Raw genomic sequence first — 12457 nt, 5'->3', positions numbered from 1 at the left:
GGGGGATCACGGGGGAGTACGGGGGATCACGGGGGAAACGAGAAAAGGTCCGGGCGGACGGGGGGTCCGCCTGGGCCTCTTTTCGTGTCCGGCCTCTTTTTGTGTTTCCGCGCGCGGTGCCCGCGACTACGCCGGTGTCGTGCAGCGTCCGGCGGCCGCCGCGGCCAGTCGGCCCAGGGCCTCGGCCTTGTCGCAGGGGTGGGCGCCCAGCGCGCTCTGCCGGGCCACGATCGAACGCTCGGCACGCATCAGACGCCAGCCGCGTCGCAACAGGAACGGGACCGACTTGCGGCCCTCCCGCAGATCCCGCAGGAAGCGGCGGCGGAACGTGGTCACCGGGCCGCGGGACAGACACAGCGCGTCGGCCAGCAGGCCCAGTTCCCGGCAGCGCTCGACGATCTCGGCGGCGAAGATGCCCTCCGCGATGAACAGCGGCGTCCGCTCGATGTGCAGCGCCTCCGCGCCGGTACGGGCGCTCAGCGCGATGTCGTAGACGGGAACGGTCGTACGTCCCGTACGGCACAGCTCCTCGATCGCCGCGACCGCGATGTCCGCGTCCCACGACTGGGGATGGTCCCAGTCGATGTCGGGGCTGCCCTCGACCTGGGGAAGCGTCGGGTCGGTGCCCTCTTTGTAGAAGTCGTCGAGGCGCAGTACGGGAAGCCCGGAATCGGCCGCGAGAAGGGACTTTCCAGAGCCGGAGGGGCCGCAGAGCAGCACCACACGGGTGGGTATCGGAGGATGGGAACCCAATTCTCTGTACCTTCTGTGACTCGGCCGGGCCCCGCCGCGCTTCGGCAGGCCTCCGGGACATTATCCCGGAGGATTATCGGGGTTACGTCCGTATGTCTGTTGACCCGCACGTGACCCGCACGGGTGAACCCGCCGCCATCGCCGCCCGGAACGGCATCTGGGTCAACTACTCTGCGTGCGAATCCCGTTGCTCTCCGCCCGCAATTCGTTCACGCTCACCGAAGAGGACATCCGATGGCGCGACACGCACGTCAGCAGACCGCCCTGGCCCGCACCACCGCGCGCATCGCCGTCGCGGCCGGGGTGGTCGCCGCCGGTGCGGCCGCCGCGGCGACCCCGGCCGTCGCGGACGCGGCCCCCGCCGTGGATCTGATGCGCACCCAGCCCACCTCGCTGGGCAACCTCGACCCGCAGGCGGGTCTGGGCGCCCTGACCGGCGCGGTGGGATATGCCACAGGTCCGCTCGCGGGCCTCAAGCCCAACCCGCTCGCCGGCACCGGGGTCGACCCGCTCGACAACGGGGTGGGCACCCAGCTCGCGGACTTCAAGCCGCTGACCTCGCGGGCGCTGACGGGGCCGCTGACGCAGGCGCCGTCGGTGGGGAGTGTGCCGGTGGTGGGACAGGCGCTGGGGTTGCTGGGGGGTTCGTGAGTCTCCCCGCGCCCCGAAACAAGAAACGGGGCGCGGGGAGCTACTCAGTAGGACGAGCCGGAGGCGCCGAGCGCGCCCGTCGGGTGCCAGACCGTCTTCGTCTCCAGGAAGGCCGTCAGGCGCTCGATGCCGGGCGTCAGTGAATAATCCACAGGCTGTGGACGGACGACCCGCTTCAGGTTGTCGGCCGCGGCGATCTCCAGCTCCTTCGCCAGTACGTCGTCCGCGCCCGCGAGGTCGATCGCGTTGACGTCCTGGTGTGCGGCGAGGGGAGCGGCGATCTCCGCCGTCTTTCCGGAGAGGATGTTGACGACCCCGCCCGGCAGGTCGGACGTGGCCAGTACCTCGCCCAGCGACAGCGCCGGGAGCGGGGACTTCTCGCTCGCGATCACGATCACCGTGTTGCCGGTCGCGATCACCGGGGCGATCACCGAGACCAGGCCCAGGAAGGACGACTCCTGGGGGGCGAGGACGGTGACGACGCCGGTCGGCTCCGGGGTGGAGAGGTTGAAGAAGGGGCCCGCGACCGGGTTGCCGCCGCCCACCACCTGAGCGATCTTGTCGGTCCAGCCTGCGTACCAGACCCAGCGGTCGATCGCCGCGTCGACGACCGCGGCAGCCTTGGACTTCGACAGGCCCTCCGCGTCCGCGACCTCACGGACGAACTGGTCCTTGCGGCCCTCCAGCATCTCGGCGACGCGGTAGAGGATCTGACCGCGGTTGTACGCCGTCGCGCCGGACCAGCCGCCGAACGCCTTACGGGCGGCGACCACCGCGTCACGGGCGTCCTTGCGGGAGGAAAGGGGCGCGTTCGCCAGCCACTTGCCCTTCGAGTCCGTCACCTCGTACACCCGGCCGCTCTCGGAACGCGGGAACTTCCCGCCGACGTACAGCTTGTAGGTCTTGAAGACGCTCAGTCGCTGCTGCTCGGTCTTGTCGGTCTTCTCAGACATCGAGGTACGCCTCCAGGCCGTGGCGACCGCCCTCGCGGCCGAAGCCCGACTCCTTGTAACCGCCGAACGGCGAGGTCGGGTCGAACTTGTTGAACGTGTTGGACCAGATGACGCCCGCGCGCAGCTTGCTCGCGACGGCCAGGATCCGGGAGCCCTTCTCGGTCCAGATGCCGGCGGAGAGGCCGTACTGGGAGTTGTTGGCCTTGGCGACGGCCTCGTCGGGCGTCCGGAACGTGAGGACGGACAGGACCGGGCCGAAGATCTCGTCGCGCGCGATGGTGTGCGCCTGGGTGACGTTCGTGAAGAGCGTCGGGGCGAACCAGTAGCCGGAGGAGGGGAGTTCGCAGGCCGGGGACCAGCGCTCGGCGCCCTCCGCCTCGCCCTGTTCGACGAGCGCGGTGATGCGCGAGAGCTGCGCGGCGGAGTTGATCGCGCCGATGTCCGTGTTCTTGTCGAGAGGGTCGCCGAGGCGCAGCGTCGACAGACGGCGCTTGAGCGAGTCCAGCAGCTCGTCGTGGATCGACTCCTGGGCGAGGAGGCGGGAGCCCGCGCAGCAGACCTGGCCCTGGTTGAAGAAGATGCCGGTGACGACGCCCTCGACGGCCTGGTCGATGGGGGCGTCGTCGAAGACGATGTTCGCGCCCTTGCCGCCGAGTTCGAGGGTGACCTTCTTGTCCGTGCCCGCGACCTGGCGGGCGATCGCCTTGCCGACGGCGGTGGAGCCGGTGAAGGCCACCTTGTTCACGTCGGGGTGCTCGACGAGTGCGGCGCCCGTGTCGCCGTATCCCGGAAGGATGTTGACGACGCCCTTGGGCAGGCCCGCCTGGCGGCAGATGTCCGCGAAGAACAGGGCGGAGAGGGGGGTCGTCTCGGCGGGCTTGAGGACGACCGTGTTGCCGGTCGCCAGCGCCGGGGCGATCTTCCACGCCAGCATCAGCAGCGGGAAGTTCCAGGGGATGACCTGGCCAGCGACGCCCAGGGGGCGGGGGTTCGCGCCGAAGCCGGCGTGGTCGAGCTTGTCGGCCCAGCCCGCGTAGTAGAAGAAGTGCGCGGCGACCAGGGGGAGGTCGGCGTCGCGCGTCTCCTTGATCGGCTTGCCGTTGTCGAGGGTCTCCAGGACGGCGAGCTCGCGGGAGCGCTCCTGGATGATCCGGGCGATGCGGAAGAGGTACTTGGCGCGCTCGGAGCCCGGCAGCGCCGACCACTTCTCGAAGGCCCTGCGGGCGGCCTTCACGGCACGGTCGACGTCCTCGGGACCGGCCTGGGCGACCTCGGAGAGGACCTCTTCGGTGGACGGGGAGACGGTCTTGAAGACCTTGCCGTCCGCCGCCTCGGTGAACTCACCGTCGATGAACAGGCCGTAGGAGGGCGCGATGTCGACGACGGAGCGGGACTCGGGCGCCGGTGCGTACTCGAAAGCGGATGCGGATGCCATGGTGATCAGTCCACCGTCACGTAGTCGGGGCCGGAGTAGCGGCCGGTGGCCAGCTTCTGACGCTGCATCAGCAGGTCGTTCAGGAGCGAGGACGCGCCGAAGCGGAACCAGTGGTTGTCCAGCCAGTCCTCGCCCGCGGTCTCGTTCACCAGGACCAGGAACTTGATCGCGTCCTTGGTGGTGCGGATGCCGCCGGCGGGCTTCACGCCGACCTGGACGCCGGTCTGGGCGCGGAAGTCGCGGACCGCCTCCAGCATGAGGAGCGTGTTCGCCGGGGTCGCGTTGACGGCGACCTTGCCGGTCGAGGTCTTGATGAAGTCCGCGCCGGCCAGCATGCCGAGCCAGCTCGCGCGGCGGATGTTGTCGTACGTCGAGAGCTCGCCGGTCTCGAAGATGACCTTCAGACGGGCGCTGGTCCCGCAGGCCTCCTTCACGGCGGTGATCTCGTCGTACACCTTCATGTACTTGCCCGCGAGGAACGCCCCGCGGTCGATGACCATGTCGATCTCGTCGGCGCCGGCGGCGACCGCGTCGCGGACGTCGGCGAGCTTCACGTCGAGGGCGGCGCGGCCGGCCGGGAAGGCGGTGGCGACCGAGGCGACCTTCACGCCGGAGCCGACGACGGCCTCCTTGGCGGTGGCCACCATGTCGGGGTACACGCAGACGGCCGCGGTCGTGGGCGTCGTACGGTCCGTGGGGTCGGGGTGGACCGCCTTGGCGCCGAGCGCCCGGACCTTGCCCGGGGTGTCCGCGCCTTCCAGCGTCGTCAGGTCGACCATCGAGATGGCGAGGTCGATGGCGTACGCCTTCGCGGTCGTCTTGATGGAACGGGTGCCGAGCGAGGCGGCGCGCGCCTCCAGGCCGACCGTGTCGACGCCGGGGAGCCCGTGGAGGAAGCGGCGCAGCGTGCTGTCGGACGCGGTCACGTCGCCGAGTGCGTGTGCGGGTGCAGTGGTGGGCATGGTCACGAGGGGAGCATATCTACGCGCGTAGCGGCTGTACAGCCCCGGGGGTGAGTGTGGGGGAGTGCACGCCGGGGGTTCGTCGCCCCCGCCGCCCCTACCCGTCCCATCCCCAGGGGCTGCACCCCTTCGACCCCGCCGGGGCTCTGCCCCAGCCCCCCGCGGGGCTCCGCCCCGGCCCCCGCATCGTCCGAAGGGCTCGTTCTCGGACGCCGGACGGGCCGGGTGGCGTGGGGCGAGGGTTTTGGGGGCGCGGGGAACTGCGCGATCAGCCCCCACCGGCTCGCGGACGAAACACTTCGTGTGGGCGGGGGATTCGGGGCGCAGCCCCCTGCTCAGGGGTGGGGAGCCGCGTGGTCGGGGGTGGGGAGCCGCGTGGTCGGCTCCCGCCGCCGCCCCTGCCCCGCCCGCGGCAAAGCGGCGGCGTGGGGCGGGGGTGAAGGAAGTGTTCAGGGGGCGTCGGGCAGAATCGGGGGCATGACGACCCCGGATGACCAGCCACCCGTGCCGGACGCCTCGCGACCCGAGTCGAAGGACCGGATCTACCGGTCACACGCCGGCATCGCGGGTGGCGTACTGCTGCTCGCCATCACGGGCTGGCTCGGCATCGACGCGCTGGTCTCGGGCCACGGCCGCACCCCCTGGCTGGCCCTCGCCGCGCTGATCCTCCTGGTTCCGCTGGTGGCCGCCTTCACGCTGCGTCCCGCCGTCTACGCCAACGAGGACCGGCTGCGCGTCCGCAATCCGTTCCGCGTCGTCGTGCTGCCCTGGAGCAAGGTCGGCTCACTGCGCTCCGGGTACTCCAACGAGGTGGTCGACACCTCGGGCGCCAAGTACCAGCTGTGGGCGATCCCCGTCTCCCTGCGTGCCCGCAAGGCCGCGGCCCGACGGCAGGCGCGCAGCGCCGCCGCCGACAGCAGCGGCCGCACCTCCTCGGTGGCGAGCGGCTCCACGCGTTCCCAGCCCGACCAGGTCATGGACGACCTGCGCGAGCTCGCCGAGGCGCGGGCGGCCACGGAGGGCGCGCAGGGCGAGGTGAGCGTGCGCTGGGCGTACGAGGTGCTGGGCCCCGCCCTCGCGGGAGCCGTGGTGCTGGCGATCCTGCTGGCCGTGGGGTAGCCGGCGCGGCTGTCGCGCGCGGGCCCCGTGTCCGTTCGGGGTCCGTCACGGCGCGCTCGGCCAGACGAGGACCATGTACGCGCCGCAGTACGCCGAACCCAGCAGCGCCGCGGTCATGGCGAGGGCCCGGAAGCGGGACGAGGCGCGGGACAGGTGGAGGGCCAGGGGGAGCAGGAGCGGGAAGGCCGGCATGAGGAAGCGGGCACGGGGGAAGTAGACACCGCCGCTGCCCAGCACGATCAGCAGCAGGACGCCGGTGAAGACCAGCAGGGGGAGCGGCTGCCGGTCCCAGACGCACAGGGCGTAGAGGACCACGGACACGAGCAGCGTGACCGTCACCGTCACCAGGAAGAGCTCCGGCGTGGAGTCCTGCACCAGGACCTCCCGCACCCGGCGCAGGGTCTCCACGCCGCCGTCCCACTCGTTGTGCCACAGCCGCTGTACGGCGAAGTAGCCGTCCCAGCGGCCGAGCCGCGCGCCCACCCAGCCGAGGTACGCGAGCCAGCCCGCCGGGGCGAGGGCCGCTGCCGCGAGCGCGCGGGGCGAGAAACGGTGCCGCAGGGAGAGCAGCGCCGTGACGGTGACCGCTGCCGCCGTCGCGATGCCGGTCGGGCGGGTCAGGCCCGAGAGCGACGCCAGAGTGCCCGCCCAGAGCCAGCGGCCGGTGAGCACCGCGTACAGCGACCAGGCGGCGAACGCCGTGAAGAGGGACTCCGTGTAGCCCATCCACTGGACCAGGCCGACCGGGAGAGCCGCCCACAGAAAGGTCAGCAGCAGGGCCACGCGCCGGCCGTGGAGATGGTGGCCGACGGCGAACACTCCCCACGCGGCGAGGAAGGAGGCGGCGATCGAGATCGCCAGACCCGTCGTGGCGCGCGTGCCCGGGGTCAGGACCGCGACCGCCTTGACCAGGTACGGGTACAGCGGGAAGAACGCGAGGTTGTTCGCGTCGTACCGGGTGCCCAGGTGGTGGGTGTAGCCGTGGTGGGCGATGCCCAGGTACCAGTCCGCGTCCCACTGCGTGGCCAGGATCGGCCACACGCCGTGGTGCTGATGGTGCGCCCACTGGTTGAGGAGCAGCAGGCCCACGAGGCGTACGGCCGCGTAGGCGAGGAGGGCGGGCGTCGCCCGGCGCAGATGGGTGCGGAGGGCGCACAGGGTGCCTGTGCCCGTACTCGTGCCCGCCCTCGTGTCCGTACTGGTGTTCGCGTTCGTGTTCGGGGGGAATGCGCCGGGAGCGTTCCGGGGTGGGGAGGATGTCGGCCGGGAGGCGGTCGAGGACACGCGGCAGCTCCTGGGGCTCGGCGGTGCGCTACCGCCAACCGTTCCTCGGTCGGATGGTGGCGCACCGGAGCGCTGCGTCAACTGCCGGGCGGAAATCACCCGAAAGTGGCTGAGTCCTGGACCTGGGCCCGCGCCGAGGCGCGGGATCACACGCGCGCGGTCAGAGGCGCGGGATCACAGGCGCGGGGTCAGATGCCGGCCGCCGCCGACAGATCCCGCTTGATCGCCGCGAGGAGCTCCGCCGCCCTCGCGTGGGCCGTCGACAGCTCGGCGTGCGAGCCGACCGGGACCACGACCTCCAGGTAGCACTTCAGCTTCGGCTCGGTGCCGCTGGGGCGGACGATGACGCGCGCGCCGTCCAGCGTGTAGCGCAGTCCGTCGGTCGGCGGAAGCGTGTCCGTGCCCTTGGTCAGGTCCTCGGACATGGTGATGGCCAGGCCCGCGAGCTCCGTCGGGGGCTGCTCGCGCAGCCGGCGCATCGCGTTCGCGATGACCGACAGGTCCTCCACGCGGACCGAGAGCTGGTCCGTGGCGTGCAGACCGTGCTCCACCGCGATGTCGGCGAGGAGGTCGAGCAGGGTGCGGCCCGCTTCCTTCAGCTCGGAGGCGAGTTCCGTGATGAGGAGGGCCGCCGTGATGCCGTCCTTGTCGCGTACGCCGTCCGGGTCGACGCAGTAACCGAGCGCCTCCTCGTAGCCGTAGCGCAGGCCCTCGACCCGGGCGATCCACTTGAAGCCGGTGAGGGTCTCCTCGTAGGACAGGCCGGCCTTCCCGGCGATCCGGCCGAGGAGGGAGGAGGAGACGATCGACTCCGCGAACGTGCCGCGCGCACCGCGGTTCACCAGGTGCTGGGCGAGCAGCGCGCCGACCTCGTCGCCGCGCAGCATCCGCCAGTCGGCGCCGTCCCTCACCGCCGCGGCGAGGCGGTCCGCGTCCGGGTCGTTGGCGATGATCAGGTCGGGGTCCGTCTCGCGGCCCTTCGCGAAGGCCAGGTCCATCGCGCCGGGCTCTTCCGGATTGGGGAAGGCGACGGTCGGGAAGTCCGGGTCCGGCTCGGCCTGCTCGGCCACCAGCACGGGCTCCGGGAAGCCGGCCCGGGCGAAGGCGGCGAGCAGGACGTCCTTGCCGACGCCGTGCATCGCCGTGTAGACGGTGCGGGCGGTGCGGGGGGAGTCCTGGGCGAGGACGGCGTCCGTACGGGCCAGGTAGGCGTTCAGGACGCCCTCGTCGAGGGTCTCCCAGCCGGACTCCGGGCGGGGGACGTCGGCGAGGCTGCTGACGGCGTCGATCTCGGCGGCGATCTCGGCGTCCGCCGGGGGGACGATCTGCGAACCGTCGCCCAGGTAGACCTTGTAGCCGTTGTCGCGGGGCGGGTTGTGGCTGGCGGTGACCTCCACGCCGGCCGCGGCGCCGAGGTGCCGTATGGCGTACGCCAGGACCGGGGTGGGGAGGGGGCGGGGGAGTACGGCGGCGCGCAGGCCCGCGCCCGTCATCACCGCGGCGGTGTCGCGGGCGAAGTCGGCGGACTTGTGGCGGGCGTCGTAGCCGATGACGACCAGGCCGTCCGTCTCGCCCTGCTTCTTCAGGTACGCGGCCAGGCCGGCGGCGGCGCGGATGACCACCGCGCGGTTCATGCGCATCGGGCCCGCGCCGAGTTCGCCCCGGAGGCCGGCGGTGCCGAACTGGAGGGTGCCGGTGAAGCGTGCGGTGAGCTCGGTGACGTCCTTGGCGGCGATGAGCTCGGCGAGTTCCTCGCGGGTTTCCGGGTCGGGGTCCTCGGCGAGCCACGCCTCGGCCCGTGCGATGAGTTCGTCCTGCACGTCGGGTGAACCTCTCTGTTTGTGGTGCCCTTGCTGTGTACCCGGCCAGGGTGCCTTCTCTCGCCCCCGCCGCCCCTACCCGACCCATCCCCGGGGGCTCCGCCCCCGGACCCCCGGGTGCGACCGTCGGCTGCGGGTGAGTGGGGGCCGGTCGCGCAGTTCCCCGCGCCCCTGGGGCGGGGGCTTCGCCCCGCATCCCCGTCCGCCGTTGTCTTTTGGCCGACGGCCGGTGGGGGCTGGTCGCGCAGTTCCCCGCGCCCCTGAAAGCCTTCAGTCCGTCCGGCGTTTGAGGACGAGGCCGTTCAGGCCGATCGGGGGTTTGGGGGCGGAGCCCCCAGGTTGGGGACGGGACCCCTACAGGCGGTCCAGGACCTGGGTGAGGAGGGCGCCCATGCGGGTCGCCGAGTCGCGGCCCGCCTGGAGGACCTCCTCGTGGTTGAGGGGCTCGCCCGTCATACCGGCGGCGAGGTTGGTGACGAGGGAGATGCCCAGAACCTCCGCACCGGCCTCGCGCGCGGCGATGGCTTCGAGGACCGTCGACATGCCCACCAGGTCCGCGCCGAGGACACGGGCCATCCGGATCTCGGCAGGCGTCTCGTAGTGCGGCCCGGTGAACTGCGCGTAGACGCCCTCCTCCAGGGTGGGGTCGATCTCCTTGCAGAGGGCGCGCAGCCGCGGCGAGTACAGGTCGGTGAGGTCGACGAAGTTGGCCCCGACGATCGGGGACGTCGCCGTCAGGTTGATGTGGTCGCTGATCAGCACCGGCTGGCCGGGGCGCATGTCCTCGCGCAGACCACCGCAGCCGTTGGTGAGCACGATGGTCTTGCAGCCCGCGGCGACGGCGGTACGGACCCCGTGCGCGACGGCGGCGACCCCGCGACCCTCGTAGTAGTGGGTGCGGCCCAGGAAGACCAGGGCCCGCTTGTCACCGATCTTGTACGAGCGGATCTTGCCGCCGTGGCCCTCTACCGCCGGCGGGGGGAACCCGGGCAGCTCGGTGACCTGGAACTCGGCCTCGGGGGTGCCGAGGGCGTCCACGGCCGGAGCCCAGCCGGAGCCCATCACGAGCGCGACGTCGTGGGTCTCGGCGCCCGTGAGCTCCCGCAGGCGGGTGGCGGCGGCGTCGGCGGCGGCGTGAGGGTCGCCCTGGATGTCGTCCGGAAGAAGAGATGCGTTCACGCGCATGAGCCTAGCTGGTCCAGGCCTACGCGCGTAGATGAGGGAGGTCACGGTCTTGCGATCGTTGTCTTGTCGTTTCCAACGAAGGGGTGGGGAGGGGGTGGACCGTCGTTTCCCACGAAGGGTGCCCTTAGTGGAGGGCGCAGGAGATGCGCCGAAGGACGGCTCTCAGCAGGGGCGCTTGCGCAGTTCCATCACGTAGTCGTGGGGCGCGCCCGCCGACTCCGCCGCGTCGGCGATCTCACCGAGGTAGCGCGCGGAGGGGAGTCCGCCCTCGTACCCGTTCAGTACGTACACCCACGCGGGCTCCTCGCCCTCCAGGGTGTGCACGCGTACGCGCATCCGGCGGTAGATGTCGAGGCCCACGCCCTCCCAGCGGTCCATGGAGTCCTCGTCCAGCGGGGCGATGTCGTACAGCGCCACGAAGACCTGCGAGCGGGGGGCCTCGACGAGGGTGACCAGCGCGCCTTCCCAGCCCATGTGCTCGCCCCCGAACGTCAGCCGCCAGCCGTTCAGCCAGCCCGTGGCGCGCAGCGGCGAGTGGGGGGCGCGGCGCGTCATGAGCCGCGGGTCGAGATTGCCGGCGTACGCGGCGTAGAGCGACATGAGGTCGAGGGTACGGCAGGGAGCACAGGAGCCTCTTGCGTAACAGAACGCATAAGCGCATAACGGATGAGCACATAACGGAAGGGGCTCGGATGGGGGCGGGCGCGGCCCCCGGGCGGAAGCACCTTGAAGCGTGCGGGACAATGGAGTACGTGACTCGGATCGTGATCATCGGTGGCGGACCCGGCGGATATGAGGCGGCGCTGGTTGCCGCCCAGCTCGGCGCGGAGGTGACCGTCGTCGACTGCGACGGTCTGGGCGGGGCGTCGGTGCTCACCGACTGCGTGCCGTCGAAGACCCTTATCGCGACGGCCGAGGTGATGACCACCTTCGACTCGTCGTACGAGGAGCTGGGGATCATCGTCGCCGACGACACCCCACCCATGGAGCAGGCCGCCCGGGTGGTCGGGGTCGATCTCGGGAAGGTCAACCGACGTGTGAAGCGGCTCGCGCTCGCGCAGTCGCACGACATCACGGCGTCCGTGACCCGGGCCGGCGCGCGGGTGCTGCGCGGGCGTGGACGGCTGGAGGGCATGCAGTCCCTGGACGGCTCGCGCAAGGTCGTCGTACGGGCCGCGGACGGGACCGAGGAGACGCTCGTCGCCGATGCCGTGCTCATCGCCACGGGCGGACATCCGCGTGAGCTGCCCGACGCGCAGCCGGACGGCGAGCGGATTCTGAACTGGACGCAGGTCTACGACCTCGACGAGCTGCCGGAGGAGCTCATCGTGGTCGGTTCCGGTGTCACCGGTGCCGAGTTCGCCGGTGCCTACCAGGCGCTCGGGTCGCGCGTCACGCTCGTCTCCAGCCGCGACCGCGTGCTGCCGGGCGAGGACCCGGACGCCGCCGCCGTGCTGGAGGACGTGTTCCGGCGCCGCGGCATGAACGTCATGGCCCGCTCCCGCGCCGAGTCCGCCAAGCGGGTCGGAGACCGGGTCGAGGTCACGCTCTCCGACGGCCGCGTCATCAGCGGCTCGCACTGTCTGATGGCCGTCGGCGCCATCCCGAACAGCAGCGGGATGGGTCTGGAGGAGGCCGGGGTCCGGGTCAGGGACTCCGGGCACATCTGGACCGACAAGGTCTCCAGGACCACGGCCCCGGGCGTGTACGCCGCCGGTGACGTGACGGGCGTCTTCGCCCTCGCCTCCGTCGCGGCGATGCAGGGACGTATCGCCATGTACCACTTCCTGGGCGACGCGGTCGCTCCGCTGAACCTGAAGACGGTCTCGTCCAACGTCTTCACCGACCCCGAGATCGCCACCGTCGGCTACTCGCAGGCCGACGTGGACGCGGGCAAGATCGACGCCCGGGTCGTCAAGCTGCCCCTGCTGCGCAACCCGCGCGCCAAGATGCAGGGCATCCGGGACGGCTTCGTCAAGCTCTTCTGCCGACCCGGAACCGGGATCGTCGTCGGTGGTGTGGTCGTCGCGCCGCGGGCCTCGGAACTGATCCATCCCATCTCGATCGCGGTCGACAACAATCTGACGGTCGAACAGATCGCGAACGCGTTCACCGTGTACCCCTCCCTTTCGGGCTCGATCGCCGAGGTCGCCCGGCAGTTGCACACCCGCAAGGCGGGCGACGAAGGCTGACGTCCCCACCCGACTTCCCGCTGGTCACGGGGAGTTGTCGACCATTCGTACGGCATAGGCGGTGCGAGTAGGCGCGTATACCACTTCGCCTACTGCCATGCGA

The 12457-nt window shown here is 71.4% G+C and carries 11 protein-coding genes; 3 read left to right on the top strand and 8 right to left on the bottom strand.

Going from position 1 to position 12457, the window contains the following annotated elements:
* Positions 1 to 126: 126 nt before the first annotated feature.
* Positions 127 to 753 carry a uridine kinase gene (locus OG819_RS07895; protein ID WP_266436663.1) on the bottom strand — a complete coding sequence of 209 codons (627 nt, stop codon included), beginning with the start codon at positions 751 to 753 and terminating at the stop codon, positions 127 to 129.
* A 234-nt stretch (positions 754 to 987) separates the two neighbouring features.
* Here OG819_RS07895 and OG819_RS07890 point away from each other — a divergent pair, with 234 nt between their 5' ends.
* Positions 988 to 1404, top strand: coding sequence for a hypothetical protein (locus OG819_RS07890; RefSeq protein WP_266648643.1), 417 nt, complete (start codon positions 988 to 990; stop codon positions 1402 to 1404).
* A gap of 44 nt (positions 1405 to 1448) precedes the next feature.
* Here OG819_RS07890 and OG819_RS07885 read toward each other — a convergent pair whose 3' ends face one another.
* The 3 genes from OG819_RS07885 to deoC are packed head-to-tail and all read right to left on the bottom strand — an operon-like array spanning position 1449 to position 4754.
* On the bottom strand, positions 1449 to 2357 hold the full coding sequence (locus tag OG819_RS07885) for an aldehyde dehydrogenase family protein (protein ID WP_266648641.1): 909 nt from the start codon (positions 2355 to 2357) through the stop codon (positions 1449 to 1451).
* Positions 2350 to 3792 carry an aldehyde dehydrogenase family protein gene (locus OG819_RS07880; protein ID WP_266648640.1) on the bottom strand — a complete coding sequence of 481 codons (1443 nt, stop codon included), beginning with the start codon at positions 3790 to 3792 and terminating at the stop codon, positions 2350 to 2352. Before OG819_RS07880 ends, OG819_RS07885 begins: the two co-directional genes overlap by 8 nt.
* Positions 3793 to 3797: 5 nt before the next feature.
* Positions 3798 to 4754, bottom strand: coding sequence for a deoxyribose-phosphate aldolase (gene deoC / locus OG819_RS07875; RefSeq protein ID WP_266648638.1), 957 nt, complete (start codon positions 4752 to 4754; stop codon positions 3798 to 3800).
* Positions 4755 to 5231: 477 nt separating this feature from the next.
* Here deoC and OG819_RS07870 point away from each other — a divergent pair, with 477 nt between their 5' ends.
* A complete protein-coding gene (locus OG819_RS07870; protein WP_266627965.1) occupies positions 5232 to 5873 on the top strand; it encodes a PH domain-containing protein in 642 nt (213 codons plus the stop codon).
* Between the two features lie 45 nt (positions 5874 to 5918).
* Here the strand turns inward: OG819_RS07870 and OG819_RS07865 are convergent, their stop codons facing one another.
* The 4 genes from OG819_RS07865 to OG819_RS07850 form a co-directional block, all read right to left on the bottom strand.
* A complete protein-coding gene (locus OG819_RS07865; RefSeq protein ID WP_266652620.1) occupies positions 5919 to 7031 on the bottom strand; it encodes a hypothetical protein in 1113 nt (370 codons plus the stop codon).
* Positions 7032 to 7345: 314 nt separating this feature from the next.
* Positions 7346 to 8977 (bottom strand): phospho-sugar mutase, encoded by a 1632-nt coding sequence (locus OG819_RS07860; protein WP_266648636.1) that lies wholly within the window; start codon positions 8975 to 8977, stop codon positions 7346 to 7348.
* A gap of 354 nt (positions 8978 to 9331) precedes the next feature.
* Positions 9332 to 10156 carry a purine-nucleoside phosphorylase gene (locus OG819_RS07855; protein WP_266436654.1) on the bottom strand — a complete coding sequence of 275 codons (825 nt, stop codon included), beginning with the start codon at positions 10154 to 10156 and terminating at the stop codon, positions 9332 to 9334.
* 168 nt (positions 10157 to 10324) lie between these two features.
* Entirely contained in the window at positions 10325 to 10762 is a 438-nt protein-coding gene (locus OG819_RS07850; RefSeq protein ID WP_054233631.1) for a gamma-glutamylcyclotransferase, read from the bottom strand.
* Positions 10763 to 10905: 143 nt separating this feature from the next.
* Between OG819_RS07850 and OG819_RS07845 the strand changes: the two genes are divergently transcribed.
* A complete protein-coding gene (locus OG819_RS07845) occupies positions 10906 to 12354 on the top strand; it encodes an NAD(P)H-quinone dehydrogenase (protein ID WP_266627969.1) in 1449 nt (482 codons plus the stop codon).
* Positions 12355 to 12457 lie beyond the last annotated feature (103 nt).

Origin of the sequence: Streptomyces sp. NBC_01549 (assembly GCF_026339955.1) — a bacterium.
In the GTDB taxonomy this organism is placed as follows: Bacteria; Actinomycetota; Actinomycetes; order Streptomycetales; family Streptomycetaceae; genus Streptomyces.
This window is presented reverse-complemented; position numbering and strand designations above follow the sequence as displayed.

Bases quoted from the DNA above. Each gene is read 5' to 3' on its own strand.
- OG819_RS07870 (WP_266627965.1), top strand. From the start codon at position 5,232: ATGACGACCCCGGATGACCAGCCACCCGTGCCGGACGCCTCGCGACCC.
- deoC (WP_266648638.1), bottom strand. From the start codon at position 4,754: ATGCCCACCACTGCACCCGCACACGCACTCGGCGACGTGACCGCGTCC.
- OG819_RS07850 (WP_054233631.1), bottom strand. From the start codon at position 10,762: ATGTCGCTCTACGCCGCGTACGCCGGCAATCTCGACCCGCGGCTCATG.
- OG819_RS07885 (WP_266648641.1), bottom strand. From the start codon at position 2,357: ATGTCTGAGAAGACCGACAAGACCGAGCAGCAGCGACTGAGCGTCTTC.
- OG819_RS07890 (WP_266648643.1), top strand. From the start codon at position 988: ATGGCGCGACACGCACGTCAGCAGACCGCCCTGGCCCGCACCACCGCG.
- OG819_RS07880 (WP_266648640.1), bottom strand. From the start codon at position 3,792: ATGGCATCCGCATCCGCTTTCGAGTACGCACCGGCGCCCGAGTCCCGC.
- OG819_RS07845 (WP_266627969.1), top strand. From the start codon at position 10,906: ATGGAGTACGTGACTCGGATCGTGATCATCGGTGGCGGACCCGGCGGA.